This window comes from Micromonospora sp. BQ32, from assembly GCF_059358895.1.
Window position 1 is genome coordinate 1 of the sequence record NZ_JCADBI010000013.1, and the last position, 23,766, is coordinate 23,766.

Sequence of the window (23,766 nt, forward strand, 5' to 3'; positions counted from 1 at the left end):
ACCGCCTCCGACATCTCACCCACCAACCAAGGCGCGGCCTACCTCCTCGCCGAAGGCGGCGTCCCCCGCCGCATCAAAGCCGCCTACCTCACCGACACCGACATCTACAACATCGCCGACTACGCCGCCTGGACCCGCCGCCCCGGCCCCAGCACCCCGGCGGTCAACCCCACTGAGTGGGAGATGGCGGCATGACCACCCGCGAGCGGGCCTACGCCCGTGCGAACAACCAGCGGGCCGCCCAGTTCACCGAGCTGTGGATCACCGGCAGTCCCGAGGACATCGCCGCTCTGGTCCAGGCCGTCGCCCGCAGTGGGCGGCTGGTCTACCTCTCCGCGCCCACTCAGATGCCGGGTGACGACAACCGGCACCGCCGCTACCTGCGGCTCCGCGCCCGATAGCCGGTCGACAGGACCAGTCAACGCCTGCCAGCAACCGCTGGTCCTGCCGACCACCAACCGACAGCCCCCGAAAGGACGTGGTTGCCATGAAGGCTACCCAAAACCCACCCACACAGGTCCAGGTCACACCTGCTGATCTGCTGCGGATGGCTGCCCTCTACCTGCGCCGGCACGGCTGGCACCAGGGCACCTACTACGCCAAGAACCCCGACACCCTCACCCCGCCGGCCTGCGCCGCCGGGGCCATCGGCATCGCCTGCGCCGGACACACGGTGGAGCACTTCTCCCAGCTCGACGCCGACGCCCTCGCCGACTACCTCGCCGCTCTGGGCGTGTTCGTCGACTACCTCGACACCACTGCGCCGATCTTCTTCATCGACGAAGACGGCTACCTCCTCGACGAGCACACCTCCCCCTACTCCTGGAACGACGACCCGGCCCGCACCGCCGACCAGGTCATCACCGCCCTCCAGGCGGCTGCCAACGAGTGGGACTCCCTCCGCAGCACCGGAGGTGAGATCCGATGAACACCGTCAAGAAGCCCTCGACGCCCAACCTGCCCCGGCAACGGCGTCGGGACGTCGTCGAGAACGACGCCTTCGCCTCGTTCGCTCGGCGCATCATCCGTGCCCACGGCCGACGGGTCGCCACCGGAGACGTCGAAGCACTCCGCGACCTCATCGCCCTGTCTTCCGTCATCGACGACGCCATCGGGGAAGCCGTGATCGGCCTGCGGGCCTTCGGCTACTCCTGGGCCGAAATCGGCTCACGCCTCGGCATCTCCCGGCAAGCCGCTCAGCAGCGCTGGGGCGGTGACAAGCCATGACCGACCTCCGCTCCGTCGACCTCGATGATCTGGCCGAGCGCACCGGCATCCGGGTCGAGTTCTACGACCCGCTCGGCACCCGCTACGGGTTCCCCACCTTCCCCTACCACTGCGCCCCTAACGGGCTGGCCACCCTGCGGCAACTCCGCGCCGCCGGCCTCCGACCCGGCGGACACGACCCGGTCGCCCAAATCTATTGGCGGCACCGCTCCAACCGGCGGGTCGCCTACCTCTACCGCACCGACCTCGCCAAGGCGAAGCGCACCGCCACACCCGCGCAGCGGGAGGCCATCGCCAAAGCCCTGCTCGCCCGCCGCACCTGCCGGTACTGCGGCCAGGTGAAGCCCTACTACATCCCCCGCCGCTACGGCTGCTGCCTCGACTGCCACGGAGGCCACTCATGACCACCACCCCGGTTAGCGCCGGCACCCGCTTGGAGGGCCTGGTCCTGGTCCTCATCCTCATCGTCGTCGGCGGCTCCGCCGGGGCCGCCTCGTTCACCCACGTTCACGACTGGACCATGGCCAACAGCCCCGACAACACCCCGGGATGGTTCGGTTGGGCCAACGCCGTCATCTCCGAACTCGTCCCCATCGCCGCCCTACTCACCATCCGCCGACGCCGCCGGGTTGGCGCTCCCATCGGGTACCCGATGGTCCTGCTCATCGCCGCCGCCGGCCTCTCCCTCGCCGCACAGTTGGCGGTTGCCAAGCCCGGCCCGTCCGGGTGGCTTCTCTCGGCTGTTCCCGCGCTGGCGTTCATGGCCCTGGTGAAACTCGTCCTTGCTCCCGCACCCACCGCGCAACCCATGACGGCTCCCTCTGAGCCGGCACCGCCGATCCGCGTTCAGGTGGCCGAGCAGGTCACCACCGAGCTGGCACCACCGGCCGCCATCACCCCGGCACCCGAACCAACCCCAGCCGTCACCGTGCCGGCCTCGGAGCCGGTCGACGTCCCCGCCCACCTGCTGCCTACCGCCCGCTTCGCAGCCGTGCAGCACGAACAGGCCACCGGTCAACCCATCACGCCCACCGAGCTGGCCGACCGCCTCGACATCACCCCGGCCGTCGCTGGGCAACTCCTGACCACCATCGGCGGTGTCCGATGACCATCGTTCTGGTCGACATCGAGCAGGTCACCCACACCTGCCCCGCCTACCCCGACGCCCACCCGTTCGACATCCGCCGAACCCTCATCGACGTCATCCCCGGCGGCCCCTGCCGGGCACCGGTCACCATCCGCTGCGGTGACACCACCGCCCTGATCCCGTGCCGCAGGCACGAACCGGTCAAGCGCCAGTGCGGCGCCTGCCGGGTCATCGTCACCGAACGCACCATCACCACCCGCCACCTCACCGAGGTACGCGGCTGATGGCCTCGACGCTGGACCTCACACCCCGAGCTTCGGCCCGGGGTGTGGGCTCGAACGCCGACACCATCCCCGTCCACGACTACACCGCCACTGGTTCCGCTTTCACCCGCGCCACCCAACCGGATTACTTCGGGTGGCTAGAACACGTCCGCGCCGCCGCCGGCTGCACCCGACCCATCCGCCTCGCCGGGCAACTTCTCACCGTCGAGCAGGGCACCGGACGGGTGTTGGAGCAGCGGCACACCGATGCCATGCCGGATGCGGCGATTTACACCGCCTGCGGCAATCGACGCGCCACCGTCTGCCCCGCCTGCGCCCACACCTACCAACGCGATGCTTTCCAACTCCTACGCGCTGGCCTTATTGGCGGCAAGGGTGTCCCCGAGACGGTCGCCTCACATCCGGCGGTGTTCGCCACATTCACCGCGCCGTCCTTCGGAATCGTGCACACCCGGGCGGTTAAGCGGCACACCTGCGGCAACCGGAAGCGTTGCGACTGCCGCGCCGAACCCTGCCACGCCCGCCGCGACACCGGCCTCTGCGAGCACGGCCAACCGGCCGTCTGCTGGGCTAGGCACGAGACCGGGGACCAGGTGCTCGGGCAGCCGTTGTGCCTGGACTGCTACGACCACACCCACCAAGTCGTGTGGAACCTCTTCTCGGGCGAATTGTGGCACCGCACCAAGCAAGCCGCGGAACGATGGCTCGCCAAACTCGCCCGCCGCCGAGGCATCCCCCGCGTCCACGTCGTCACCGCCTCCGGCAACATCCGCACGGTCCCACCGGTCCGGCTCTCGCACGGAAAGGTCGCCGAGTTCCAGACACGCGGCGCGGTGCACTTCCACGCCCTGGTGCGCCTCGACGGCGTCCACCCCGACGACCCGACCGCCGTCATTCCACCACCGGCCGGATTCACCGTCGCGGATCTCGACGACGCGATCCGGGCCGCCGTCGAGCAGGTTGCCTTCACCAGCCCCACGCACCCCGACCGATCCGGTGGTTGGTCGATCGCTTGGGGTGACCCGGGCAAGGGCCTCGACATCCGACCCATCAGCCTCACCGGAGACGGTGAGGTCACTGACAGCATGGTCGCCGGCTACCTTGCCAAGTACGCCACCAAAAGCACCGAGGTAACCGGGCACCGCTCCGTCAGGCTCGACGCCGACTCCATCGGCGACTACGCCGACCCCGACGGCGACCACACCGCCCGCCTCATCGACGCCTGCTGGCACACCGGCCGACCCACCGGCACACCCGTCCCGCTCTCGGAACGGCCCCGGGACCACCGGCCCACACCCGGCTACGTGAAGCGCTGGGAGTGCCCCGACTGCGGCACCCACACCCGCTACGCCGCCTGCCCTGTCTGCGTCGCCCACCGTCAAGCCGTCCTTGACAGCGAACCGGCGAAACCAGTGACCGGCAACCCTTACGCCCGGCTGCGCCGGTGGGCGCACATGCTCGGTTTTGGCGGCCACTTCCTCACCAAAGCCCGCCGCTACTCCGTCACCTTCCAACTCCTGCGCGACACGCGTGTCACCTTCCGGCGCCACGAGCACGAGCACCAGGCCGACGAGCAGCCCGGCGCCCTCCGCGCCGTCGACCACCTCGACGACGACACGACGCTCATCGTCGGCACCCTCACCTTCGCCGGCGTCGGCTGGCACACCACCGGAGACGCCCTCCTCGCCAACACCGCCGCCGCCCTCGCCCGCGAACGACGAACCACCGGCCGCGAAGAACTCGCCCACGAACTCGCCACCACCCCGGCCGGCGCTGCGCCGGTAGCCGCGTAACCCGTCAGCTAGTGAGGAGCACAAGATCAATGACTAGGCGCACAATCGAACCGCTCTGGACCGTCGAGGAGGTATCCGCCTACCTCGGCGTACCCGTCGCCACGCTGTATCAGTGGCGTCACCGTCGCGTCGGCCCGCCCGCATCACGCGTCGGTCGCCACCTGCGCTACGACGCGGCCGACGTACGGGCCTGGCTTGTCGAGAGGCAGGCATCCTGAGATGCCGGTCGATGACCTCTGGTACTTGGGCAAGCGTGGTTCGGACGGCAAGCGGCTACCGTCCAAGCGGCATGGCCGGGGGAAGCGCTGGCGGGTCCGGTACGTCGACGACGCCGGCCAGCCTAAGCAGAAGCTGTTCGAGCGTAGGGTTGACGCGGACCAGTTCGACGTGAACACGCGGGCCGATGTCTCCCGAGGCCAGTACGTCGACCCGGCCGCCGGCAAGGTCACGGTGACGGCCTACGGCGAGCAGTGGCGCAAGCACCAGTTGCACCGCGATGCGACTGCGGCGCGCATCGAGATGACACTGCGCGTGCATGTCGAACCGATCCTTGGTCGGATGCAGCTCGCGCAGGTCCGCCCGTCGCACCTTCAAGCGTGGGTGAAGGACCGGGCGAGGGTGCTCGCGCCGTCCTCACTGCGAGTCGTTTACCACGTGCTGGTCGGAATGTTCGAGGCGGCGACACGTGACCGGGTAATCGGCCGTAGCCCGTGTGTCGGCATTCGGCTACCGGAGATCGAGCGCGCGGAACGGTTCATTCCCACACCCGAACAGGTGCATGCACTTGCTGACGCGTTCAGCGTCAAGCCGGAACCGGGCAAGCCGAGCCGGGAGCGATATCGGGCGCTGGTGTACCTGGCTGCCGGCGCTGGTCTGCGTCAGGGCGAAGCTTGGGGCCTGGAGCTGGAGCACGTCGACTTCCTGCGCCGGGAAATCCGCATCGTTCAGCAGATTGTCACCCCGCCGGGCAAGTCGCCACGGCTCGCACCGCTGAAGACTGCGACCAGTCGGCGAACCGTCGAGATGGGCCAGGTGGTCGCCGATGCGCTCGCCCGGCACATCGAACTCTTCCCGCCGATCGACGTGGAGCTTCTCGATGAGACGAACCCGCGCAAGCCGGTGACTCGCACGGTGAGGTTGTTGTTCACGAGCGGCCGTGGCAACCCGATCCAGCGAACCGGGTGGGCGTACCCATGGAAGAAGGCTGTGGAAGCGGTCGACGGGGTACCGGAGGGGTTCGGCTATCACGGTCTGCGCCACTACTTCGCCACACTGTTGATCCACAGCGGGGCGAGCGTGAAGACGGTTCAGATGGCGCTGGGGCATGCGACGCCGATCATCACCCTGAACACGTATGCGGGGGAGTGGCCGGAGGCGATCGACCGGACGCGGAACCTGGTCGACGCGGCCCTATCTGGCGCTCGGTTGGCGGTGGGCCGGTGATGGGCCGAGCTGTGCCCGATCTGTTCCCGCAATCTCCGGTTGGCATTGCACCGCAGGTCAACGCGCTGGTCTGCTTTGGTTCGTACAGTTCCGCTGGAAATAGCCAGCGTCACAGCCCCTGACCTCCGTTCCGGGCGCTTCCGGGAACCACTTCCGGGTACGAAGCCTGCCGGTTCCTGAGTCAGTGCTCGCCGACCGCCGGATCGTCTTGGGCTTGCATTTCGCGCAGCGCCTCGTCGGCGGCGATGACTTCCGGGTACCACTGCCGGTGCACCTTGTACGTGTGGTCGAGCTCGAACTTGTAGTAGAGCCCGGTCGGCTTGCCGAACCAGAAATCGCGCGCGAGACGCTGTACCCCGCTGCTGCCCAGAACGAGAATCGCGCGGTCGGTGACCACGAAGGTCTCCGCCGGCACCGTGAAGATCCCCGAACCGGCTAGCGTGACGAAGCCCGTCTGGATCTGCTCGCCGGGTTCCAAGTGCGGTGTCGCCCGCATGGCGATCATCTTGGCCCGTCGTTCCTTGTAGCCCACGGCTTCCTCCCACACCAGACGCGCCTCCGGGCGGCCTGATTTCAGGACAGGGCGCATTGGACATTCGACTTTATCACTGCCGCCCGCTCTCGGCGCCGTGACGGGCGTCGACGGCGATCGTTGACCCGTAGGGTGTCCTGATGTCGACGGTGAGCCTGCGGCGTTCGGCGCGTGCGGTCGTCGTCGATGAGGACGACCGTGTTCTGCTGCTCCGACTCGCCATTCCCGATCCGGCTGGCACGATCGCCGTGTGGATCACCCCCGGGGGTGGCGTCGAAGACGGCGAGACACCCTTGGCCGCCCTGCGGCGAGAGCTGCGCGAAGAGGTCGGTCTTGCTCTCGATGCCGACCCGCCTCAGGTCTGGCGCCAGGAGATAGTCGCCGTCGGGTTCGCACCCGGCCACGATGGCGTCGTGAACGACTACTTCCTCGTTCAGACCGCGTCGTTCGCGCCGCGCGGTTTTATGAGCGATGAAGAACTCGCCGCCGAGCACGTCATCGGCTGGCGTTGGTGGTCGCTGTCAGAGATCAGGGAACACCGCGGCCCCGAACTGTTCTCGCCACGCGACCTCGCCACGCCGCTGGCCGCGTTGATCGCTGACGGAGTACCAACCCAACCCGTCGCGCTTGGCCTCTGAACCACACCGCTGTCGGACGTAGCGCCCGGCGTAGTCCGATCGAGTGTGGGAGGTGTCGGTGTGCGGCGGTGACAGGGTCATCGCCGGAATGTCCGCTGTTGCGCGAGGAAGCGTCAGCCCGCGAGGGCGTCGGCGCGGGTGCCGTGGCCGGCGGGGCGTCGGGACCAGCACTGTGGGCGCTGCCGGACAGCGAGCTCCAGAGCCTGATGGTCGGACTCGATCATTTCCCGGGCTATTCGACGCGCCATTTCCAGGCGGTCGACGTGCATGTCAAGATCCGTCGGGCCGGCGCCTGCCATCTCGAACTCCTTGTCAGCGTTCGAACTAGTCGCATCATGCGTCACGCCGAGAATCGTCACCATTCCCCGATCGGTGGAAAGCTTCCGCCGTACGGTTCGGTGTCGCGTACCCCGGTTGCGCCGATGGTAGCGGTGGCCGCGCCAACTCACCCGGAACTGCGGATTCCTCGCCTTGCCTGCGGTTTGTACATTGCACGGTGCGCGGATCGGGGGGCGCGACAAGTCCGGTGAGGGATCTTCGTTACGGGAGGACCGCCGTGCAGCATTCGAGCAGGATCGATCCCTTGTTCGTCGCCGTCGAATCAGAGTCGATCACCCGGGCGGACGTCGCCGGGCTCATCGCGGGGCGGCTGGCCGCCGTCCGGGTGCCAGGGTTGCTCTCCGCGGCCCGCTGCCAGGCGATCACCGCCGCCCTCGCCAACGCGCCGATGGACCGTTACGACGAGAGCCGGGTCTTTCCCGTCGTCGCCAAGTTCGGCCCGGCCATCAACGATCACCGGGACGCCGGTGAACTCCGCGAGGACTACTGGGACGCGGCCCGCGCGGCCGAGAAGAGCTGGTCGACGCTGGGGCTGGCGGACTCGCCCCGGGACCTGTGCCTGGCCGCGTTCCGCAGCGCGTGGCCGGACGTCGCACCGGGCAGGCGGCAGCACCGGGAGATGCACGTCGGCATCGTCCGCGAGATCAACGCGGGGCTCCAGGTGCACTTCGACGACGCGGTCCGGGAGTACGCGGGTCGGCTGCTCGACAGCGAGGTGGTGGCGCAGTTGGCGTTCAACATCTACATCCGGGTGCCACCGACAGGTGGCGAGACCGTGCTGTGGCGGCGACGCTGGCAGCCGAACGACGAGCCGCTGCGGATCCCCGGCGGGTACGGCTTCCAGGAGGCGGTGGCCGCCGACACGCAGTCGTTGACGTTGCGTCCCACGCTCGGGGAGGGCTTTCTGTTTGATCCGCGGCACTACCACACGGTGCGTCCCGCGTCGGATGGCCGACGGATCTCCATAGGATGTTTCGTCGGGCTCACCGACGATGGTCGACTGGCCCTCTGGTCGTAGTGAAGGGCGTTTCCCCATGGTGGACAGAAGCGACGTCGAGGCGGCTGCGGCCCTTGTCGAGGGGCGGGTCCGGGAAACCCCGGTGATCGCCGTCGACGGTGCCGATCTGGGTGTGCCCGGGCAGCTCAGCCTCAAGTTGGAGCTGCACCAGCACACCGGCTCGTTCAAGCCGCGTGGCGCGTTCAACCGGATGCTCCAGGGGTCGTTGCCCTCGGCCGGGGTGATTGCCGCATCGGGTGGCAACCACGGCCTCGCCGTCGCGTACGCGGCCCGGTCGCTGGGCGTGCCGGCGGAGGTCTTCGTGCCGGTCACCGCCTCGCCGGTGAAGGTGCAGCGGTTGGCCGGGCTGGGCGCCCAGGTGCGCCAGGTCGGCCAGCACTACGCCGAGGCGTTGGCGGCGAGCACCCAGCGGGCCGGGGAGACCGGCGCGCTGGTCGTGCACGCGTACGACCAGCCGGAGGTGGTGGCCGGTCAGGGCACCGTCGGCCGGGAGCTGGAGCGGCAGGTGGACGGGATCGACACCGTGCTGGTGGCGGTCGGTGGTGGTGGGTTGGTGTCCGGCGTCGCCAGTTGGTTCGACGGGTCGGTGCGCGTCGTCGCGGTCGAGCCGGAGCAGATCCCCACCCTGCACTCGGCCCTCAAGGCGGGCCGGCCGGTCGACATCGAGGTGGGTGGCATCGCCACCGACTCGCTGGGTGCCCGGCGGATCGGCGAGATCGCCTTCGACACCGCCCGCCGCACCGAGGTGGTGTCTGTGCTGGTCCGCGACGAGGACCTGGTGCGGGCGCGCCGGTTGCTCTGGTCGGAGCTGCGGGTCGCGGCCGAGTTGGGTGGTGCCGCCGCGCTGGCCGCGCTGGTCGGCGGCGCGTACGTGCCGCAGCTGGGGGAGCGGGTGGCGGTGATCATCTGTGGCGGCAACACCGATCCGAGTGACCTGGGCCCGGCCGCGCCGCACTGACCGTTCAGTCGCCGTTGCGCAGCCGGCGTAGCGCGTGCTCCACCTGGAGGGTGTCCAGGTGGGTGTCGCCGAGGAGTCGCCGACGGTCGGCCAGCAACTGCTCGTACACCTCGATCGCCGCGTCGACCTGCTCCTCCAGCAGCAGCACCAGGGCCAGGGTGGACCGGATGGCGAGCACCTCACTGCGGTCGGCGTGCCGGGGTTCCACGGTGGCCAGGGTGGCCCGCAGCTCGGCCTCCGCCTCGGCCAGCCGGCCCTGCGCCTGCATGCAGCGGGCCAGTGTGTGCCGGGCCTGCCAGGTCTCCGGTTGGTTGAGCGGCCACAGCCGGTAGCGGACCTCCAGGATGGCGTGCAGCATCTCCTCGGCCTCGGGTGCCCGTTGCTGGGCGAGCACCGCCAACGCCAGGCTGTGCCGCACGATCATGGTGTCCCAGTGCTCCGGGCCGCGCACCTGGTCCTCGGCGGCGACGATCTGCCGCAGCTCCAACTCGGCCTCCGGCCACTGGCGTTGCGCCATGATCGCCTTGGTGAGCTTGTGCCGGCTGGCGAGGGTGTCGGCGTTGTCGCTGCCCAGCACCCTGGTGCGGTCCGCGATCACCTCGCGGAGCACCCGGTCGGCCATCTCCGGCTGGTTGCGCTCCAGCCAGGTGCGGCCCAGCTCGTGGCGTAACGCCAGCACCTGCGGCCGGTCCAGGTCGTGGTCGTACGCGGCGCAGCCGCGCACGATCGGGTCGAGGATGTCGAAGGCCGAGCCGGGTAGGCCGATCGCGATGAGGTAGCGGGCGGTGAGTCGGGTCAGCTCCAGCGCGCGGCGTACCGTCTCGGGGTCGTGCTTGTGTTTCTGCGGCACCAGGTATTCCCGCACGGCCTCGACCAGGTGCGGCACCAGCACGTCCCAGTTGGTCCAGGCCGCCGAGTCGTCCGGGTTCTGCCCCTCGGTGGCGGCGAGCAGCAGCTTCATGACCAGCCCGTGGTATTCGGCGATCTGCTCACGGACCTCGTCGCGGTCCCGGAACATGGCGTGCACCAGCGGGTGCAGCGAGAGCACGTGCGCGAACGCCGGGTCGGTGACCTCCTCCTGGACGTCGAAGTCGACAAGGGCCAGGTTGCCGATGCCCTCCAGCACCTTCACCCGCTGCCGGCCGGTGAGCCCTTTGAAGAGTGGCGACTCGGCCAGGATGGCCGGCTTGAGCACCACCTCGTAGGGCACCGGGGAGATGCTCAGGCAGGCCAGCACGTTGAGCAGTGGCCGGCTCTGTTGGAGCTGGCGGCGGGCCAGCAGGTCCAGGGAGATGTCGTCGACCTCGCGGACGATCTCCAGGCCCAGGGATTCGTCGAGGTCGACGTCGGCGGCGTCGCGCGGTGAGCGGAACCGGCGCTGCACGGCCGTCCGGTAGTCCGCGAAGGTGGTGATGGTGGACGAGCCGCGCCAGACCGGGCTGGCGTTGACCGACCGCAGGTAGTTGCCGGCGGCGCGCAGGGCGAGGGGTAGCCCGCCCAGCTCCCGGGCCAGCTCCCGGGCGTCGGCGGGGCCGCCGGCCTGGGCGCCGGCCCGGTCGATCAGCACCAGCGCGCCGGCGTCGGCGTCGAGCGGGCGCACCTGATGCAGCGTCGACCAGGTGCCCCAGGTGGCCCGGTTGCCATCCCGGCTGGTCACGATGACCATGCCCTCGTCGGCCTCGGGGCTGCGCAGCCAGCCGGTGCCGTCGGCGAGCACTCCGTCGGTGGGGCCCAGCGTGGCGGGCTCGTCCGCACTGTCGAAGATCAACAGCCAGGGTTGCGCGGCCTGGTTGAGGTAGCGCCACACCAGGTCGGTCGCGCTGATCATCCCGGCCCAGGCCTGGTCGACCTGGGTCTCCGACGCGCCGAGTTGGCTGACCACCTCCCGCATTCCGGAGTTGAGCCGCCCCGCCTGCACCCACCAGACCGTCCGGCCGCCAGCCCGGGCCCGGCGGGCGATCTCCAGCGCGACGTGGCTCTTGCCGGAGCCGCCCATGCCACAGAGGATGTGCACAGCGGGCCGGCCCTCGGCGTTTCCCCCCGGCTGCACGATTTGGTCGATCAGCTCGTCGCGCCCGTGCAACGGGCTGTCCAGTCGCCCGAGCGGTGGATCGACGGAGACCCGACTCGGCCGGTCGTACGCTGGCCGAGGCACGCCGGCATCCTCGGGTGGAACGTCCGCAGTCAATGCGGTCCCCCTTCGGTGGCGAATTCACAATGGGCCGGCGGCGAAAGATCCTGTCCATCTAGTGGACAGTCGGAGGGATTGCCACCCACACCATGTCGACCGCAAGCGTATCCACCGCCGTACTGGGTTGCACACTCTCCGTTTAGGCCGCCCGGTTGACCAAAATCGGTGCCGGAATTCCCAATTCGCGGTTGATTCCGGCCGATCCGCCGTGCGTGGCACTCGACACGGGCATCCACGATGGACTTATGAACTGGTCGCCAATCCAGGACGTCATCGACTGGGGAACCGTGCCGGACTGGTTCGGCGCGGTCGGCTCCATCGCCAGCGTGCTCTTCGTCTACCTCGGATTGCGGCGGGAAATCCGCGCTCGTCGCAACGACGACCTGCGGATCCGGGCCACCCAGGCCCGGTTGGTATCGGCGGTGGCCGAGATTCGCGGCACCTCGGTGCTGCGGGTCGCCGTGGCCAACGAAAGTGACGCCCCGGTGCTGGACGTGGTGGTGCTGGCTCGGCTCGTCCCGCCCGACGACCCGGACGCCCCGCCGGTCGGGCTGGCCGCGGCGAAACAGGTCCGTCGGATCCCCGGCCGCGAGGTGCACGACCTCTTCGTCACCGTCGGGGCGGAGCACCGGCTACGCCCGGCTGACACCGTTCTGGTGGACCTCACCTTCACCGATCACGAGGGTAATCGCTGGCACCGGGTCGGTGCCGGTCAACCCGAACCGGTGGGCTGACCGGAAGAGGTGAACCGGTGGTCCGGCGAATCGATCCGCCGGACCACCGTTCCGGTCAGAGGGGATAGGTGCGGGCGACCGCCAGCATTTCCGAGCTGTGCGACCCGACGACGCCGACCGCCGGCGGCCGGGGGCGGAAGCCGGGCAGCGCGTCCAACCCGTCACTGGCGTCCATCGCCCGCAGCGCCACCTGCCCGGCGATCGGGCGCAGGGTCAACACGACCTCGACGCCCTCCGTCGGCGGGGCGTGGAACACCAGCCCGAAGCCCCACTTTCCCGCGCGGGGCTCCACCGGCACCGACCGCCCCGCCACGTCGGCGCGCAGCACGGTGGCGGTCGACGTGTCGACGTGCAGGGTGGCGAGCCGGGCCGCCCGCTGCGGAGTGAGCCGCAGCCGCAGCGTGCGTTCGCCGCCCGCAGTGGCGTCGGCCAGCACCTCCAGCTTCGGCGCCGGAAGGTTCGCTGCCGGCGCCGGGCCGGCCCGCAGCTCACCGTCGCCGAGCCCGGGGAAGTCGTCGCCGACGTCGGTGACCGCGGCCACGTAGCCGTCCGTCCACGGCTGCGGGTCGTCCTCGTGGCTGAGCCAACGGGCCTGGCCGGTGCCGGCGTCCATGGCGTACATCAGGTGGGTGGGCGCGGGGTGGGCGGCGTCGAAGCGGTCGACGCCCAGGCCGACCCCGGCGAGCACCACCGCCGCCACGGCGGCCGCACCGGCCGGCAGCATCGCGAGCCGCCGGGCCCGCAGCGCGAGCAGACCACGCTGGCCGCCGGCCTGCGGGTGCAGCAGGTCGACCACCGGCAGGGCGACCAGGCCGAGCAGCACCGCGACCAGCGCGGCCACCCCGCCCATGGCCATCCCCAGCGCGGGGAAGAGCAGCACCACGGTGGGCAGCAGGATGACCACACCGACGGCCGCGGCGGCCGTCACCGCCACCACCGGCCACGGTCCGGCCTGCCGGGTACGTAGCGCGACCAGCCCGCCGAGGGCGCCGGCCAGCGCCGGCACGGTGGTGAGGTACGCCCCACCCGGCACCGCCACGGCGAGCAGCACCCCGAGCAGGGCCAGCCAGGCCAGCCCGCCGACGGCGAGCGCTGCCGGGCCGATCCGGCGGCGGGTCAGCGCGTACCAGGTGAACAGGATGGCGGTGGCGAGCGCCAGGACGGCCAGCCGGTACCAGATCGGCCGGTACGGGTCGAGCAGTTCCGCGTACCCCGGTCGGACCGTGGTGATCGCCAGCCAGAGCAGTTGGGCGGCGACCGGCGCGGCGACGATCGGCACCAGGGTCAGCGCGAAGCCGGCGGCCAGCCGGCCGGTGCTGGCCCGGCCGCTGCGGCGGGTCAGCCAGCCCAGGGCGGCCACCGCGACCATCGCGAGCAGGGCCAGCGGCAGGGTGAGCCAACCCGGGTAGCGGACCAGCCCACCGGGGACGGGGAAGTAGGTGGCGTCGTGCCCGGAGCGCAGGTCGGTCAGGTCGGTGCCACCGAACTCCCGGGCCAGGCCCAACGCGTTGTCCCCGTGGTGTTGGAGGCTGCCCCGGTCCATGGCGGCCGGGGTGTCCAACGGCGTGTGGTAGATCGCCCCGCCGTCGATGTACGCCGAGTTCAGCCCGACGAACTTCTGATCGAGGAAAGCGGTGAAATCGGTGTCGTTGGGTAGCGCGCGGTAGATCTCCACCGCGAACGAGGTGCCGACCGGGTGTGGGGCGGCCCGGCCGAAGATCTCCACCAGCTTCGCGTTGTTCCGGGACGTCTCGAACATGATCACCGGCCCGGTGGAGCCCCGCGCCTCCAGGTTGAGCACCACACCGCCGTCGGCGGCCAGCGGGTGACTGGCGGCGAACGCGGCCGCGCCGCAGAGGCACGCCTCCTCGGCGTCGGTCAGCACGAAGACGATGTCGTTGCGGGGCCGGGGGCCGGTGGACAGCGCGCGGGCCACCTCCAGGATGGTCGACGTGCCGGCCGCGTCGTCGTTGCCACCCGGCCCGGTCTGTACCGAGTCGTAGTGGGCGACCAGGAAGATTCGACCCGTCGAGTCGGTGCCGGGCAGCCGGGCCACCACGTTGCGGACCTGGGCCAGGGTTGCCCCGCCCGCCGCCCCGCTGAGCTGACCGGCCTCCGGTGCCACGGTGTCCTGCACCTCGGTCTCCAGGCCCAGCCCTCGCAACTCCTGCTCCAGGTGCGCGCGGACCTGCTCGTTCGCCGGGCTGCCGGCGACGTGGGACCGGGCGGCGATCACCTGGACGTCCTCGTACGCCCGGCCGGCACTGAACGCGTCCGCCGGCGCGTCGGCCGGCTTCGGAGCCGGGGTGCGCAGGTCGAGCAGGCTGCCGGCGCCGACCGCGGCCAGCGCGACCAGCGCCGCCGCGGCGGCCACGAGCCGCCGACGCGGCCGGGTCAGCGCGCGGTCGGCCGGGGGTACGCCCGGAATCGGACGGGGTGTCCTGCCCGTCGTGGCCGGGGTGGTGGGTGCGCCCACGGGAACTCCTCGGGGGGTGGTGGGGCCTGGGGTGGGATCATCCTGCCCGTCAGCGGCTGCGGATGGGATGGCCGGTACGCCCCGCGTCCACCAGCCGCCCGGTTTGTCATCGGGCGGGCAGTGATGCGGCCCATCCCCGCCCGCGCCGCAGGCGTCGTGTTGTGTGCGACCGTTGTCTAATACAGGATCAGCAGGGCACTCGGAAGGAGCCCGACATCACCAGCGAACTCCCGCGTCTCGCGGCGGTGACCCGGCCGCACCGGGGGGCCGGCTTGGCCGGTTCCCCAGTTGTGCCGTACCCGCACGGTGGCCTGGCGCGGCACGCCAACCTGCCGCCGGGTGAGCGGTTGCGGGTGCTGCTGGTGGAGGACGACGAGGGCGACGCCTTCCTCGTCGGTGAGCTGCTCGCCGAGACGAACTCGATGATCGACCTGCTGGTCGCCACCAGCCTGCGCGAGGCGCGGCAGCGGATCGGCGACGTCGACTGCGTGCTGCTCGACCTGGGTCTGCCCGACGCGCAGGGGCTGGACGGGCTGCGTCAGGTGCTGGAGATGTCCAGTGGCGCCGCGGTCTGCGTGCTGACCGGCCGCACGGACGAGCACCTGGGCATCGTGGCGGTCGCTGAGGGTGCGCAGGACTACCTGGTCAAGGGCCAGGTCGACGGGGTGCTGCTGACCCGGGCGCTGCGCTACGCCGTGGAGCGTAAGCGCGCCGACGAGAACGCCCGCCGGTTGCGCGAGGTGGAGCTGCGCCAGGCCGAGTCGGCCCGCCTCGAACGCGGCCTGCTGCCCCAACCGCTGATGACGACCGACCAGGTGGCGGTGCACACCTTCTACCGGCCCGGCCGGCACGCCGCGTTGATCGGCGGGGATTTCTTCGACGTGGTGCAGACCCACCCGGACCGCCTCGACCTGATCGTCGGCGACGTCTGCGGGCACGGGGTGGACGAGGCCGCGCTCGGGGTGGAGCTGCGGGTGGCCTGGCGGGCCCTGGTGATCGCCCGGGTGCCGGACGACGAGGTGCTGCCCGCCCTGGAGCAGGTGCTGATGAGTGAGCGCCGCCTCCAGGAGATCTTCGCGACGGTGGCCACCGTCAGACTGGACCTGGCCGCCAACCGGGCCACCGTCCGACTGGCCGGGCACCCGCCACCGCTGCTGCTCTCCGGCGGCCGGGTCGCCCCGGTGCCCGCGCCCGGCGGCCGGCTGCTGGGCGTACGCCCTCGCCGGCCGATCGCCTACGACCTGGAGTTCGACACCGATGACTGGTCCCTGCTGATGTACACCGACGGCCTGATCGAGGGGCGGGTGGGTGCCGGCAACGAACGGCTCGACGTGCCGGGCCTCAGTGGGTTGCTGGACGAGCCGGCCAACCGTTCGGTGTCGCTGCCCGAGCTGCCGGCGTGGCTGGTCGGCCGGGCCGAGCGGCTCAACGGAGGCCCGCTCGCCGACGACGTGGCCATGCTGCTGGTCAGCCGGGGCGGTGGCCGGTGAGGCCGGTGATCGGCGGCTGGAGTCTGCGCCGCCGGGTGATCACCCTGCTCACCGTCGTGGGCTTCCTGTTGATCGGGCTGGCCAGCGCGGAAGCGGCGATGGCCGCCCGCAACCGCACCCAGATCGACGCCGTCCTGAACGAGACCGGCCCGTTGCGGGTGCAGTCCCAGGAGCTGCTCAACGCGCTGCTCGACCAGGAGACGGCGATCCGGGGGTACGCCGTCAGCGGTGACCCGGACGACCTGAACCCCTACCGGGAGGGGCTCGCCCAGGAGAAGAGCGTCACCGCCTCGATGCAGAAGCTGCTCGACGACTATCCGCAGATCAGCCAGGAGCTGCGGACCGTCGAGGAGCGTGTCACGCAGTGGCGGCAGTCGGTTGCGGAACCGGTGATCACCACCACCGAGCAGAGCGGCACCAGCGCCGGCCAGGCGTTGGTCACCGAAGCGGCCCGGCAACAGTTCGACGAGGTGCGCTCGGCGGTGAACGACCTTCAGGGGGAGGTCCTGGCCGCCCGGGAGCAGACCGCCAACAACGTGCGTACCAGCAGCAACGTGCTGGTCGTCCTGCTGATCGTCGCCGCCCTGGTGGTGGTGGTGGCCGGTGCCGTGCTGCTGCTCTCACTGGACCGGATGGTGGTCCGGCCACTGACCGGCCTGGCCACCCAGGTCCGCGAGGTCGCCGAGGGCGACTACCAGCACCGCATCGCCACCGTCGGCCCGCCGGAGTTCATCCAGCTCGGCGAGGACGTGGACGCGATGCGGCAGAAGATTGCCGCCGACCTGGCCGAGGTCCGGGCCGCCCGCGAGCGCATCGAGTGGGTCAACAGTCAGCTCCAGAAGCAGGCCGAGGAGCTGACCCGGTCCAACCGTGACCTGGAGCAGTTCGCGTACGTGGCCTCGCACGATCTGCAGGAGCCGCTGCGTAAGGTGGCCAGCTTCTGCCAGTTGCTCCAGCGCCGTTACGCCGGGCAGCTCGACGAGCGGGCCGACCAGTACATCGCCTTCGCGGTGGACGGCGCGCAGCGGATGCAGCGCCTGATCAACGACCTGCTCGCGTTCTCCCGGATCGGGCGGCTCACCACCGGCTTCGTCGAGGTCGACCTCAACAAGGTGATGGGCGACGTGGCCGGCCAGACCGAGGCGGCCCGGCAGTACGCGGACGCCGAGCTGACCTGGACCGAGCTGCCGGTTATCTCGGGCGAGGAACCGCTGCTCACCAACCTGCTGGCCAACCTGGTCAGCAACTCGATCAAGTTCCGCCGTCCGGACGTACCGTCGAAGGTGCACGTCTCGGCCCGGTTGGTGGGTGCCGAGTGGGAGATCACCTGCCAGGACAACGGCATCGGGATCGAGCCGGAGTTCGCCGACAAGATCTTTGTGATCTTCCAGCGGCTGCACTCGAAGGACGCCTACCCGGGCACCGGCATCGGGTTGGCGATCGTCAAGAAGATCGTCGAGTACCACGGCGGTCGCGTCTGGGTGGACACCGACCTGCCGGAGGGCACCGCGATCCGGTTCACCCTGCCGGCACTTCCCGAGGACGTCGAGGCGGCAGCGGCTGCCGATTCGGCGACGCAGCCGGACGCTCTCAGCGCGGGCGACACGACGTCCTCGGCCGAGGCGCCGGCAACGCTGGCGGAGCAGGCCGACGGGTCGGACCAGCCGGACCGGGCCGACGAGACGCCGCGAAGCGGTAGAACGGGTGACATGAGGGAGACGGTGGGATGACCGCGCCGGCGGATGGCAAGAGCCCGATCGAGGTCCTGCTCGTGGAGGACGACCCGGGTGACGTGCTGATGACCCAGGAGGCGTTCGAGGAGCACAAGCTGCGTAACCGGCTGACCGTCGTCTCCGACGGGGCCGAGGCGCTCGCCTACCTGCGGCGGGAGGGCCAGTACGCCGACGCGGTGGCCCCCGACCTGATCCTGCTCGACCTCAACCTGCCCCGACGCGACGGCCGGGAGGTGCTGGAAGAGATCAAGAAGGACGAGGAGCTGCGCCGGATCCCGGTGGTGGTGCTCACCACCTCGCAGGCCGACGAGGACATTCTGCGCAGCTACCAGCTGCACGCCAACGCCTACGTGACCAAGCCCGTGGACTTCGAGCGCTTCATCTCGGTGGTCCGTCAGATCGACGAGTTCTTCGTCAGCGTGGTCAAGCTGCCGCCGCGTGGCTGACACCCTGCTGGACGACGTCGGCGGCCTGCTCTGGGAGGCCGCCGACCAGGTCGTGCTGCCACTGTTCCGCAAGCTCGACGACGATGACGTGTCGGAGAAGGCGCCCGGCGAGGTGGTCACCGTCGCCGACCGCCGGGCCGAGGAGCTGCTCTCGGCGGGGTTGCGCCGGCTGCGACCAGGCTCGATGGTGGTCGGGGAGGAGGGTGTCGCCGACGATCCGGGGTTGCTGCGGCACCTGCGCGACGGCGGGGACGTCTGGCTGGTCGACCCGGTCGACGGCACCGCCAACTTCGCCGCCGGTCGCCGACCGTTCGCCCTGATGGTGTCGCTGCTGAGCGACGGGCGGCCGACCGCCGGCTGGATCCTCGACCCGCTCGCCGACACTCTCGCCGTCGGCTCGGCGGACGAGGGCACCCTGCTCAACGGTCGTCCGGTGGACGGCGCCGGCTCGGTGCCGCCGCTCGGCGAGCTGCGCGGCGCGGCGATGACCCGGTTCCTGCCGCCGGAGACCCGTGACCGGGTCCGCGCCGGCGGTCGGCGGCTCGGTGAGCTGCTGCCCGGCCAGCACTGTGCCGGTCGGGAATACCTGGACATCCTCACCGGCGAGCAGCAGTTCGCCCTGTTCTGGCGCACCCTGCCCTGGGACCACGCCCCGGGCACCCTGCTGGTCCGGGCGGCCGGGGGTGTCGCCCGCCGGTTCGACGGCGTCGACTACCACCCCGCCGACGACGGCCGCGGTCTGCTCGTCGCGGCCAACGAGCAGATTTGGGCCGAGGTGCGCGACGCGCTTCTCAGCACCTGATCCGCGCGCTGCGCGACCGCGCTGCGACGCTCCGTCGACATCGAGGCAACCCGGGGGTCAGGGGGCTGGTCACCGGCCCGCGGTCCGGTATCGTGACCGGCGGTCTCCGCCAGCAGGCCGCCGACCGGCGCCGTCGTGCAGTGTTCATCGGGGGCCGGCGGTCGACGGAAGGACGCTTTCGTGCCCAGGACCAGGCTCAGCCCGCGGCTCGGTCGCCGCGCTCTGTTCGCCCTGCTCGCCGCCGTCGCGTTGGTGCTCGGCGGTGCCGCCGTGCCCGCGTACGCGGAGCCTGGCGAGGGTGGCAGCAAGAAGCTGCGGGACGCGCTGGAGCTGACCGCCAAGGGCCACATCGAGGCCAAGGCCAAGCTGGACAACTCCAAGCGCCGCCAGACGGCGCTGACCGGCGAGCTGACGACGCTGGAGGGTCGGCTGGTCGGGCTCACCAGCCAGGTGGGCGAGGTGGCCGCCCAGTCGTACCGGATGGGTCGGCTGAGCGCGGCCTCGATGCTGCTCAACACCGCCACGCCGGAGGCGTTCCTGCAACGCGCGGGCGACCTCGACCTGATGGCCCAGCGGGACAGCAAGCGGCTGCGTGACCTCACCGAGGCCCGGCAGCAGGCGCAGCAGGCCAAGGTGGCCATCGACGCCGAGGTCCGCGAGCAGCAGAAGCAACTCGCCGTGATGGCGAAGAAGAAGAAAGAGGCCGAGGAGGCCCTCGCCGAGGTCAGCTCCGGCGGCAGCAACGGTTTCAGCGGTGGCAACTCCGCCTCGGCGAAGCCGGCGCCGCGTAATTCCGACGGGTCCTGGCCGTCGGAATCCTGCTCCGTGAACGACCCGACCACCTCCGGCTGCATCACCCCGCGCACCCTCAACGCGCTCAAGCAGACCCAGGCGGCCGGCTACAAGCGGCACGTCTCCTGCCACCGCAGCGGCGGTGGCGGCGAGCACCCGAAGGGCCGGGCCTGCGACTTCGCGGCTGCCACGAACGGCTTCGAGGACCGCTCGGCGACCGGCGGCGACAAGGCGTACGGGGACAGCCTGGCCGCCTGGCACGTGCGCAACGCCAGTCGATTGGGTGTGCTCTACGTGATCTGGTACCGGCAGATCTGGCACCCCGGCACCGGGTGGCGCTCGTACAGCGGCAGTGGTAGCCCGGCCGCAGATCACACGAACCATGTTCATCTTTCGATGTACTGACCCGTTGCACCAGCTTCGCTGCGTACCATCGCGACGATGAGTTCCCCACCGTCCGACGTAGCGGCCCCGCTGGCTTCCCCGGCTCCGCCCGTGCCGATCACCGGCCGGGCGCTGCCCAACGGCCTGGCCGCCTTCCTGGTCTTCTTCTCCAGCGGTGCCGTGCTGGTGCTGGAGACCGTCGCGCTGCGCCTGGTCGGCCCGTACGTCGGGGTGACCCTTCAGGTGACCAGCTCGGTGATCGGCATCGCGCTGGCCGCGATCGCGTACGGGGCGTGGTCCGGCGGCTGGCTGGCCGACCGGCGCAACCCTCGCAGCCTGCTGGCGCCCGCGCTGGTGCTGGCCGGCATCGCCACCGCGGTCACCCTGCCCGTCGTCCGGTACGCCGGTGAGGTGCTGCGCGGCGGTGCGGCCAGCGGCATCCTGCTGTTGGTCGCGCTGGCCGTGTTCGTGCCGGCCGCGCTGTTGGCCGCGGTCACCCCGTTGGTCGTGAAACTCCAGCTCGCCGACCTGCGCCGCACCGGCCAGGTGGTCGGTCGACTCTCCGGGATCGGCACCCTGGGCGGCATCACGGCAACGCTGCTCACCGGGTTCGTGCTGGTCGCCGCCCTGCGCAGCACCGTCATCCTGCTGGCCCTGGCGCTCGCGCTCGGGCTGGTCGGCATCGGCCTCGGCTGGTACCTGCGCCGGCAGGAGCCCACCGAGCTGCCCGGCCCGGCCCGGGCCCGGGCCGCGCTGGCCGTGCTCGGCCTGGCCGGGGCGGGGCTGACCACCGTGGCACCCAACCCGTGCGACATCGAGACGGCGTACCACTGCGCCCGGGTCACCTCGGACCCCGCCCGCCCCAGCGGGCGGACCCTGCTGCTCAACTCCGCCCAGCACTCGTACGTGGACCTCGCCGACCCGAAGCACCTGGAGTACGCGTACACGAAGTGGATCGGAGCGGTCGCCGACGTCGCCGCGCCGGCCGGTCAGCGTGTGGACGCGCTGCACCTGGGCGGCGGCGGGTTCACCGTGCCGCGTTATCTGACCGCCACCCGACCGGGCACCGACAACCTGGTGTTCGAGATCGACGGCGGGCTGGTCGAGCTGAGCGAGCAGGAGCTGGGCGTACGGCCGGGGCCGGAGCTGCGGGCGGTGGTGGGTGACGCCCGGATGCTGGTCGCCGGCGAGCCGACCGACAGCCGTGACCTGGTGGTCGGAGATGCTTTCGGGCACCTGGTGGTGCCCTGGCACCTGGCCACCCGGGAGATGGCCGCCGACGTCCGGCGGGTGACCCGCCCAGGCGGCGTGTACGTGCAGAACGTCATCGACTATCCGCCGCTGCGGTTCATCCGCGCCGAGCTGGCCACGGTGGCCGCCGAGTTCGGGCACGTCGCGTTGATCGCTCCGCCGGCGGCGCTCGCCGAGGAGCAGGGCGCCAACTTCCTCATCGTCGGCTCCGACGCGCCGCTGCCGCTGGAAGCCGTCCAGGCTCGGCTGGCCGAGGTGGACCCGAAGGTCAGCCTGCTCTCCGGCACGGCGCTGACGGACTTCGTCGACGGGGCGATGGTGTTGACCGACGACTACGCCCCGGTGGACCAACTGCTGGCCACCGCCTGAACGGGTGACATCCTGACCGATTCCGATACTCCAGGTGTAGGCGGGCCGTTCCTGGGCAACAACGCTCACCATGGGTAGTGGGGACCGGAACGGCGCGCAGCTGCTCGATGAGCGGTACCGGCTGATCGAGCAGCTCGGCGCGGGCGGGATGTCCGTGGTCTGGCGTGGCTACGACGAGGTGCTCGGCCGCCAGGTCGCGGTGAAGGTGCTGGCCTCCCGGCTGGCCAGCGACCGGGCCTTCCGGCACCGCATCCGGATCGAGGCGCAGGCCGCCGCGCGGCTCTGCCACCCCAACATCACCAACGTGTACGACTATGGCGAGTCCGAGCAGGTCGGGCTGACCGTGCCGTACGTGGTGATGGAGCTGGTCGACGGCTGTTCGCTGGCCAGCCGGTTGGGCCGGGAGAGCCGGCTGCCGTGGCGGGAGGCGGTGACGATCGGCGCCGAGGTCGGCTCCGCGCTGGCTACCGCGCACGCCCGGGGTGTGGTGCACCGCGACGTCACCCCGGGCAACGTCATGCTCACGTCGACCGGGGTCAAGGTGGTCGACTTCGGCATCTCCGCGCTCGTGGGGGAGAGCGAGAGGGGGCCGGACGGCGCGCTGCTGGGCACTCCCGCGTACCTCGCCCCGGAGCGGCTGGACAACGGCCAGGTCTCCCCGGCCACCGACGTGTACGCCGTGGGGCTGCTGCTCTACCGGATGCTCACCGGCCGACTGCCGTGGCAGGCCAGTACGACCACCCAGATGCTGCGTGCCCACATGTACAACGACCCGGAGCCGATGCCCACCGTCCCGGGGTTGCCCGAGGGGGTGACCGACCTGGTTGGACGCTGCCTGGCCAAGCGGCCCGAGGATCGACCGGCCACCGCCGAGCTGACCCGGACGCTCGCCGAGGCGGCCGGAATGCTCGCGGCGGTGCCGGTCTCCCCGGCCGCCGGGCCGCTGGACGAGGCCCTGCTCGGCAGTGCACGCACCACGATCCTGCCCTGGTCGGCGGCGACCGACGCGTTGCCGTTGTCGCGGACCCGCAACCGGGACCGTCGGACCCGGCAGCGGGTGACCCGGCGTCGGCGGGTGGAGGCCGGGGTGGCCGCCGTCGGGCTGATCGCGGTCACCGGGGCGATGTGGGGGTTCACCTCGCGCAGCCCGGCGAGCGGCGGGGACCGGCCGACCACCGAGGCTCGGATGGGTCTGCCGGCGGCGGCGCCCTGCGAGGTGGCGTACGCGCTGCGCGCCGACTCCGGCACCGAGTTCGCCGCCGAGTTGACCCTGACCAACACCGGTGGTCGTGAGCTGCGGGACTGGACGATGACCTTCGCCTTCCCCGGTCAGCAGAAAGTGACAAAGGCGGAGCCCGCGCCGGTGCACCAGCAGGGGAGCACGGTGCTGATCCGTCCGGCGGCCCAGCGCGCCACGCTGGCCCCCGGTGCGGCCGAGAAGGTGACCCTCACGGGTAAGTACAGCGGGGCGAACCCGTTGCCGGTCGAGTTCCGGCTCGGCGAGGCTACCTGCGGGGTCCGGGTGTCCGGGGTCGCCGGCAGTGCGCCGTCCACGGCCCCGCCGAGCAAGGCCGCCACGACGAAGGCCCCGCCCAAGGCCGCGACGGTGCGGAGCGGCTCCGGTTCGGGCAGCGGTGCGACGAAGGCCAAGCCGCCGAAGGGCCCCGCGAAGCCGAAGGTCGCGGGTGGTGGTCAGGGAAAAGCGGGAAGGTGACCAAGGGGCCGGGTGGTCACCGGAAGAAGTAAGCAGGCCACACCGTGTCGACGAGGGCGGTCGGT

24 protein-coding genes and 1 pseudogene are annotated in these 23,766 nt (G+C 71.0%); 21 read left to right on the plus strand and 4 right to left on the minus strand.

Going from position 1 to position 23,766, the window contains the following annotated elements; translation table 11 throughout:
- The 10 genes and pseudogenes from AC5L30_RS22715 to AC5L30_RS22760 form a co-directional block, all read left to right on the plus strand.
- Nucleotides 1-195 (plus strand): annotated as a pseudogene (locus AC5L30_RS22715) (FtsK/SpoIIIE domain-containing protein); the annotation flags it as partial.
- Nucleotides 192-401: a hypothetical protein gene (locus AC5L30_RS22720; protein ID WP_145789894.1), complete on the plus strand. Its 210-nt coding sequence runs from the start codon at nucleotides 192-194 to the stop codon at nucleotides 399-401. The pseudogene AC5L30_RS22715 and the gene AC5L30_RS22720, both read left to right, overlap by 4 nt.
- 86 nt (nucleotides 402-487) lie before the next feature.
- On the plus strand, nucleotides 488-928 hold the full coding sequence (locus AC5L30_RS22725; RefSeq protein ID WP_494869689.1) for a DUF6197 family protein: 441 nt from the start codon (nucleotides 488-490) through the stop codon (nucleotides 926-928).
- Nucleotides 925-1,227: a hypothetical protein gene (locus tag AC5L30_RS22730; protein WP_494869690.1), complete on the plus strand. Its 303-nt coding sequence runs from the start codon at nucleotides 925-927 to the stop codon at nucleotides 1,225-1,227. Before AC5L30_RS22725 ends, AC5L30_RS22730 begins: the two co-directional genes overlap by 4 nt.
- A complete protein-coding gene (locus tag AC5L30_RS22735; RefSeq protein WP_494869692.1) occupies nucleotides 1,224-1,631 on the plus strand; it encodes an RRQRL motif-containing zinc-binding protein in 408 nt (135 codons plus the stop codon). Before AC5L30_RS22730 ends, AC5L30_RS22735 begins: the two co-directional genes overlap by 4 nt.
- On the plus strand, nucleotides 1,628-2,335 hold the full coding sequence (locus AC5L30_RS22740) for a hypothetical protein (RefSeq protein ID WP_494869693.1): 708 nt from the start codon (nucleotides 1,628-1,630) through the stop codon (nucleotides 2,333-2,335). Before AC5L30_RS22735 ends, AC5L30_RS22740 begins: the two co-directional genes overlap by 4 nt.
- Entirely contained in the window at nucleotides 2,332-2,598 is a 267-nt protein-coding gene (locus tag AC5L30_RS22745) for a hypothetical protein (protein WP_358086535.1), read from the plus strand. Before AC5L30_RS22740 ends, AC5L30_RS22745 begins: the two co-directional genes overlap by 4 nt.
- Entirely contained in the window at nucleotides 2,598-4,391 is a 1,794-nt protein-coding gene (locus AC5L30_RS22750; protein WP_494869694.1) for a replication initiator, read from the plus strand. The genes AC5L30_RS22745 and AC5L30_RS22750 overlap by 1 nt, the downstream gene beginning before the upstream one ends.
- Nucleotides 4,392-4,420: 29 nt before the next feature.
- The gene (locus AC5L30_RS22755) at nucleotides 4,421-4,609 is read left to right on the plus strand and encodes a helix-turn-helix transcriptional regulator (protein ID WP_350857699.1); all 189 of its coding nucleotides are present in this window, start codon (nucleotides 4,421-4,423) and stop codon (nucleotides 4,607-4,609) included.
- 1 nt (nucleotide 4,610) lies between these two features.
- Entirely contained in the window at nucleotides 4,611-5,834 is a 1,224-nt protein-coding gene (locus tag AC5L30_RS22760) for a tyrosine-type recombinase/integrase (protein WP_494869697.1), read from the plus strand.
- Between the two features lie 181 nt (nucleotides 5,835-6,015).
- On the opposite strand, the gene AC5L30_RS22765 is transcribed toward AC5L30_RS22760, so the two are convergent.
- Nucleotides 6,016-6,423: a hypothetical protein gene (locus tag AC5L30_RS22765; RefSeq protein WP_494869698.1), complete on the minus strand. Its 408-nt coding sequence runs from the start codon at nucleotides 6,421-6,423 to the stop codon at nucleotides 6,016-6,018.
- Between the two features lie 83 nt (nucleotides 6,424-6,506).
- Here AC5L30_RS22765 and AC5L30_RS22770 point away from each other — a divergent pair, with 83 nt between their 5' ends.
- Nucleotides 6,507-7,004, plus strand: a complete 498-nt coding sequence (locus AC5L30_RS22770; RefSeq protein WP_494869700.1) for an NUDIX hydrolase — start codon at nucleotides 6,507-6,509, stop codon at nucleotides 7,002-7,004.
- A gap of 113 nt (nucleotides 7,005-7,117) precedes the next feature.
- On the opposite strand, the gene AC5L30_RS22775 is transcribed toward AC5L30_RS22770, so the two are convergent.
- Nucleotides 7,118-7,366, minus strand: coding sequence for a hypothetical protein (locus AC5L30_RS22775; protein WP_355429947.1), 249 nt, complete (start codon nucleotides 7,364-7,366; stop codon nucleotides 7,118-7,120).
- 221 nt (nucleotides 7,367-7,587) lie between these two features.
- On the opposite strand from AC5L30_RS22775, the gene AC5L30_RS22780 reads away from it, so the two are divergent.
- Nucleotides 7,588-8,361: a 2OG-Fe(II)-dependent halogenase WelO5 family protein gene (locus AC5L30_RS22780; protein WP_494869702.1), complete on the plus strand. Its 774-nt coding sequence runs from the start codon at nucleotides 7,588-7,590 to the stop codon at nucleotides 8,359-8,361.
- A gap of 16 nt (nucleotides 8,362-8,377) precedes the next feature.
- Nucleotides 8,378-9,319, plus strand: coding sequence for a threonine/serine dehydratase (locus AC5L30_RS22785; protein WP_494869704.1), 942 nt, complete (start codon nucleotides 8,378-8,380; stop codon nucleotides 9,317-9,319).
- Between the two features lie 4 nt (nucleotides 9,320-9,323).
- Here AC5L30_RS22785 and AC5L30_RS22790 read toward each other — a convergent pair whose 3' ends face one another.
- Nucleotides 9,324-11,474, minus strand: a complete 2,151-nt coding sequence (locus AC5L30_RS22790) for a tetratricopeptide repeat protein (protein ID WP_494869706.1) — start codon at nucleotides 11,472-11,474, stop codon at nucleotides 9,324-9,326.
- 281 nt (nucleotides 11,475-11,755) lie between these two features.
- Between AC5L30_RS22790 and AC5L30_RS22795 the strand changes: the two genes are divergently transcribed.
- Nucleotides 11,756-12,244, plus strand: coding sequence for a hypothetical protein (locus tag AC5L30_RS22795; protein ID WP_494869707.1), 489 nt, complete (start codon nucleotides 11,756-11,758; stop codon nucleotides 12,242-12,244).
- Nucleotides 12,245-12,299: 55 nt separating this feature from the next.
- Here AC5L30_RS22795 and AC5L30_RS22800 read toward each other — a convergent pair whose 3' ends face one another.
- Complete coding sequence (locus AC5L30_RS22800) at nucleotides 12,300-14,720, minus strand: M28 family peptidase (protein WP_494869708.1); 2,421 nt, start codon at nucleotides 14,718-14,720, stop codon at nucleotides 12,300-12,302.
- Between the two features lie 290 nt (nucleotides 14,721-15,010).
- Here AC5L30_RS22800 and AC5L30_RS22805 point away from each other — a divergent pair, with 290 nt between their 5' ends.
- The 7 genes from AC5L30_RS22805 (at nucleotide 15,011) to AC5L30_RS22835 (ending at nucleotide 23,701) form a co-directional block, all read left to right on the plus strand.
- Nucleotides 15,011-16,210 (plus strand): PP2C family protein-serine/threonine phosphatase, encoded by a 1,200-nt coding sequence (locus tag AC5L30_RS22805; protein WP_494869866.1) that lies wholly within the window; start codon nucleotides 15,011-15,013, stop codon nucleotides 16,208-16,210.
- Nucleotides 16,207-17,940, plus strand: coding sequence for a sensor histidine kinase (locus AC5L30_RS22810; protein WP_494869709.1), 1,734 nt, complete (start codon nucleotides 16,207-16,209; stop codon nucleotides 17,938-17,940). The genes AC5L30_RS22805 and AC5L30_RS22810 overlap by 4 nt, the downstream gene beginning before the upstream one ends.
- The gene (locus AC5L30_RS22815) at nucleotides 17,937-18,389 is read left to right on the plus strand and encodes a response regulator (RefSeq protein ID WP_088950306.1); all 453 of its coding nucleotides are present in this window, start codon (nucleotides 17,937-17,939) and stop codon (nucleotides 18,387-18,389) included. Before AC5L30_RS22810 ends, AC5L30_RS22815 begins: the two co-directional genes overlap by 4 nt.
- A complete protein-coding gene (locus tag AC5L30_RS22820) occupies nucleotides 18,382-19,191 on the plus strand; it encodes an inositol monophosphatase family protein (RefSeq protein ID WP_494869710.1) in 810 nt (269 codons plus the stop codon). Before AC5L30_RS22815 ends, AC5L30_RS22820 begins: the two co-directional genes overlap by 8 nt.
- Before the next feature lie 180 nt (nucleotides 19,192-19,371).
- Nucleotides 19,372-20,388 (plus strand): coiled-coil domain-containing protein, encoded by a 1,017-nt coding sequence (locus AC5L30_RS22825; RefSeq protein ID WP_494869711.1) that lies wholly within the window; start codon nucleotides 19,372-19,374, stop codon nucleotides 20,386-20,388.
- A 36-nt stretch (nucleotides 20,389-20,424) separates the two neighbouring features.
- Nucleotides 20,425-21,987, plus strand: coding sequence for a fused MFS/spermidine synthase (locus AC5L30_RS22830; RefSeq protein ID WP_494869713.1), 1,563 nt, complete (start codon nucleotides 20,425-20,427; stop codon nucleotides 21,985-21,987).
- A 70-nt stretch (nucleotides 21,988-22,057) separates the two neighbouring features.
- A complete protein-coding gene (locus AC5L30_RS22835; RefSeq protein WP_494869714.1) occupies nucleotides 22,058-23,701 on the plus strand; it encodes a protein kinase domain-containing protein in 1,644 nt (547 codons plus the stop codon).
- Nucleotides 23,702-23,766 lie beyond the last annotated feature (65 nt).

Excerpts from the sequence above, each read along its gene's own strand:
- AC5L30_RS22815 (WP_088950306.1), top strand. The coding sequence starts at position 17,937 with ATGACCGCGCCGGCGGATGGCAAGAGCCCGATCGAGGTCCTGCTCGTG.
- AC5L30_RS22795 (WP_494869707.1), top strand. The coding sequence starts at position 11,756 with ATGAACTGGTCGCCAATCCAGGACGTCATCGACTGGGGAACCGTGCCG.
- AC5L30_RS22835 (WP_494869714.1), top strand. The coding sequence starts at position 22,058 with ATGGGTAGTGGGGACCGGAACGGCGCGCAGCTGCTCGATGAGCGGTAC.
- AC5L30_RS22720 (WP_145789894.1), top strand. The coding sequence starts at position 192 with ATGACCACCCGCGAGCGGGCCTACGCCCGTGCGAACAACCAGCGGGCC.
- AC5L30_RS22730 (WP_494869690.1), top strand. The coding sequence starts at position 925 with ATGAACACCGTCAAGAAGCCCTCGACGCCCAACCTGCCCCGGCAACGG.
- AC5L30_RS22785 (WP_494869704.1), top strand. The coding sequence starts at position 8,378 with ATGGTGGACAGAAGCGACGTCGAGGCGGCTGCGGCCCTTGTCGAGGGG.
- AC5L30_RS22760 (WP_494869697.1), top strand. The coding sequence starts at position 4,611 with ATGCCGGTCGATGACCTCTGGTACTTGGGCAAGCGTGGTTCGGACGGC.
- AC5L30_RS22755 (WP_350857699.1), top strand. The coding sequence starts at position 4,421 with ATGACTAGGCGCACAATCGAACCGCTCTGGACCGTCGAGGAGGTATCC.
- AC5L30_RS22740 (WP_494869693.1), top strand. The coding sequence starts at position 1,628 with ATGACCACCACCCCGGTTAGCGCCGGCACCCGCTTGGAGGGCCTGGTC.
- AC5L30_RS22775 (WP_355429947.1), bottom strand. The coding sequence starts at position 7,366 with ATGGTGACGATTCTCGGCGTGACGCATGATGCGACTAGTTCGAACGCT.
- AC5L30_RS22750 (WP_494869694.1), top strand. The coding sequence starts at position 2,598 with ATGGCCTCGACGCTGGACCTCACACCCCGAGCTTCGGCCCGGGGTGTG.
- AC5L30_RS22830 (WP_494869713.1), top strand. The coding sequence starts at position 20,425 with ATGAGTTCCCCACCGTCCGACGTAGCGGCCCCGCTGGCTTCCCCGGCT.
- AC5L30_RS22725 (WP_494869689.1), top strand. The coding sequence starts at position 488 with ATGAAGGCTACCCAAAACCCACCCACACAGGTCCAGGTCACACCTGCT.
- AC5L30_RS22765 (WP_494869698.1), bottom strand. The coding sequence starts at position 6,423 with ATGCGCCCTGTCCTGAAATCAGGCCGCCCGGAGGCGCGTCTGGTGTGG.
- AC5L30_RS22735 (WP_494869692.1), top strand. The coding sequence starts at position 1,224 with ATGACCGACCTCCGCTCCGTCGACCTCGATGATCTGGCCGAGCGCACC.
- AC5L30_RS22745 (WP_358086535.1), top strand. The coding sequence starts at position 2,332 with ATGACCATCGTTCTGGTCGACATCGAGCAGGTCACCCACACCTGCCCC.
- AC5L30_RS22770 (WP_494869700.1), top strand. The coding sequence starts at position 6,507 with ATGTCGACGGTGAGCCTGCGGCGTTCGGCGCGTGCGGTCGTCGTCGAT.